The sequence below is a fragment of the Kitasatospora sp. NPDC059146 genome (assembly GCF_042786665.1).
In the GTDB taxonomy this organism is placed as follows: domain Bacteria; phylum Actinomycetota; class Actinomycetes; order Streptomycetales; family Streptomycetaceae; genus Kitasatospora.
In genome coordinates this window covers 27,664-29,946 of record NZ_JBHZCY010000116.1, presented here as the reverse complement: position 1 = coordinate 29,946, position 2,283 = coordinate 27,664, and the positions used below count along the sequence as shown (strand labels likewise).

Sequence of the window (2,283 nt, the reverse complement as noted above, 5' to 3'; positions counted from 1 at the left end):
TGACGGACCTGGGCCGCTTCTCGGTGGTCGCCGACCCGTCCGGAGCCGTCCTCATCCTCTGGCAGGCCCGGGCCTTCGCGGGCGCCGGGGTGTTCAACGAGCCGGGCTCGCTGGGCTGGGTGGAACTGGCGACCCGGGACGCGGCCGGGGCGCGGGCCTTCTACCCGGCGGTCTTCGGCTGGTCCGTCGCGCCGTCCGAGCACTACACCCAGTGGGGCCTGAACGGTCAGGACTTCGGCGGCATGGTGGTGATGGACGACGGCTTCCCGCCGCAGGTGGCGCCGCACTGGCTGCCGTACTTCTCGGTCGCCGACGTGGACAACACCGTCGGCCGGGCGGTCGCGATGGGCGCGGACGTGCTGATGCCCGCCTATTCCATGCCGGGCCGGCGGATCGCCGTCCTGCGCGACGCCCAGGGCGCCCCGTTCGGCGTCTACACCGACGGCGAGGCCGGGGACGGCGGAGGGGGGCCCTGAACGGCCGGTCCTCCCGTCCGCCGACGGGCGGAGCGCGAACGCAGGTCGGCCGCTCCCGCGCCCGCCGTGACGAGCAGCGCGCCCAGCGGCACCACGTCGCCGATCCGGTCGTACCAGGTCAGCGTCCCGGGCGCGGTGAGCGGCAGCCGTACGGTCAGCGCGCCGGTGGAGTCGGTGCCGAGCCGGGCGAGCTGCCGGCCCTGGGCGTCGAAGGCGGCCGAGACACCGGTCAGCGAGGCCTGGACGGCGGGCCGCCCGGTCTCGGCGGCCCGGATCGCGGCCAGCGAGACGTGCTGTTCGGGTGCCCAGGTGTGCTGGAAGGTCGAGGTGGAGGACTGGTAGACCAGCACCCGGGCGCCGTCCCGGGCGGCGGTGCGCGCCATGTCCGGGAAGGCCGACTCGAAGCAGATCAGCGCGCCGACCGGCAGCGGCCGGCCCGCCCGGTCGGTGGCGGGCAGCACGTGGAAGGCCGTGCCGGGGGCCCGGTTCTCGCCCGCGGCCCGGCTGACCCCGGCGATCCAGCCGAGGACGGGCCGCAGCGGGATGTACTCGCCGAAGGGCACCAGCCGGATCTTCCGGTAGCGGTCGACCACCCCCGCGGGGGAGACCAGCACCGCGTCCTTGGAGATCCGCCCGTCCGCCTTGCGGGCGTCCTCCCCGGCCATCACCTCGGCGCCGGTGGTGGCGGCGAGCCGGCGCAGCGCGTCCAGGGCGGCCGGGTCGCGGTCGAGGTCGGCGGTGGTGCTGCTCTCGCCCCACACCACCAGGTCGACCGGCCGCCCGACCAGGTCGGCGGTGGCCCGGACGCTCGCGTCGAAGCGGGCCTGCGGGTCCTCGACGACGCCGGGCTGGACGAGCGCCACGGTGACCGCCCCGGCCCCGACCGGTGCCGGGCGCAGCGCGAACAGCAGTGGTCCGGCGGCCAGCACCAGGACGGTGACCAGCGCCGCGACCGCCCGGGGCCGCCGGGGCACCGCCGTCAGGATGATCAGTACTCCGGTGTTGACGGCCGCCACCGCGGCGCTGACCAGCCAGATCCCGCCCGCCGAGGCGAGTCCGAGGACCGCCGGGTGCTGCCACTGGGTGGCGCCGAGCAGTGCCCACGGTCCGCCGAGCGCGTGCCAGGACCGCGCGTACTCGGTGCCCACCCAGACCGCGGGGACGACCAGCAGGGCGAGCAGTGCCCGGCGGGTGGTCGTCGGCGGGCGCAGCAGGCGGTGCACCGCGTACCCGACCGGCGCCTGCAGGGCCCCGAACAGCACGGCGAGTACGGGCAGCGCCGGTCCGACGGAGGGGACCAGCCAGTACATCGCGGTGAGGATGAAGCCCGCCCCGAACCACCACCCGCGCACCGCCGCCTCCCGCCCCGACGGTGCCCGTTGGGCGAGCAGCAGCCCGGGGACGAGCGCGACCCAGGCGAGCCAGGCCTGGCCGGGGGTCGGGAACGCGACCACCGGTACGGCTCCGGCCGCCAGCGCGGCGAGCCGCGCCCGGTGGCGGTGGCGGTGCGGTGCGTGCGGCTCCCGGGCGTCGGTCGGGGCCGTGCTCGGGACTGGGCCGGCGGTGCCGGTGCGGCGCGACATGCCCCGTATTGTCCGCTCGGGTGACGGCCGGTGCCAGATGGCGGTACGCGTGGTTGACGCCGGTCCTCGGAACGGTGCAGGTCGTTGGAACGAGCCGTTGGAACAAGCGGACGGATTCCCGTGACCGAACCGCGGCCGGCCGCCCTCCCCGAGGGGGGGGGGCCCGGCCCCCGGAGGTGGGGGGGGGGGACCCCGCGTGGCCCGCCCCGTGGGCCCCGGGGGGC

Annotated in this window: 2 protein-coding genes; one reads left to right on the top strand and one right to left on the bottom strand. The window is 77.0% G+C overall.

Going from position 1 to position 2,283, the window contains the following annotated elements; all coding sequences use genetic code 11:
- On the top strand, positions 1-476 hold a 476-nt coding region (locus ACFXPX_RS34310), incomplete at its 5' end, for a VOC family protein (protein ID WP_380644416.1).
- Here ACFXPX_RS34310 and lnt read toward each other — a convergent pair.
- Positions 434-2,059: an apolipoprotein N-acyltransferase gene (gene lnt, locus ACFXPX_RS34305; protein ID WP_380644415.1), complete on the bottom strand. Its 1,626-nt coding sequence runs from the start codon at positions 2,057-2,059 to the stop codon at positions 434-436. The genes ACFXPX_RS34310 and lnt overlap by 43 nt on opposite strands.
- Positions 2,060-2,283: the final 224 nt, after the last annotated feature.